This window comes from Aeromonas sp. L_1B5_3 (assembly GCF_963866575.1).
GTDB classification, from domain to species: Bacteria; Pseudomonadota; Gammaproteobacteria; order Enterobacterales; family Aeromonadaceae; genus Aeromonas; species Aeromonas jandaei.
The window spans coordinates 1-519 of sequence record NZ_CAWMDN010000069.1; the positions used below are offsets into that span (position 1 = coordinate 1).

Consider the following 519-nt stretch of genomic DNA (forward strand, 5'->3'; position numbering starts at 1 on the left):
AACTGCTCGCCTCGATGCGACCAGACGCCATAGCTTCCCTTGCGCCACAGCACATAGCCACGCAGCGCCCGCTCCGCTTCATTGTTGGTCAGCGCTATCTCGTCGTTTTCCATAAAACGCCATAGCATCTCATCGTCCTTGAGCAGTAACTGGCAGCGCCCACGGTAGCGCTTGGAACACAGTACACTGCCCCGCTCCAGCTGCCTTCGCCAGCTTTGCCGACATCGCTGCAACCTTCGCTGGTACTGCTCCCGGCTTAAGCAGCCTTGTTCATAGCCATGCCGGGTTCTGAACACCGTGTCAGCCAGCAGTACCAGCCGGGCTCCGATAGGCTGGTTGACGGCGTCGCTACTCTCGGCAATCGCCGCCACGTTGCGCAGCACATGCGCCCAGCACAGTTGGCGCTGGGCGCTGTCGATGAAGCGGTATCCCGCATACTGGTCGGTCACCAGCACCCCATCAAGCTCACTGCCCAGCAACCGCTTCGCTGCCTCCTGACCGCGGCCAAACGCCGTCATG

At 61.5% G+C, this 519-nt stretch carries 1 protein-coding gene; it reads right to left on the minus strand.

Annotated features, from left to right (window positions below):
• Positions 1 to 519, minus strand: a 519-nt coding sequence (locus AACR93_RS04550; RefSeq protein ID WP_043852293.1) for an IS66 family transposase, incomplete at both ends; no start/stop codon positions are given.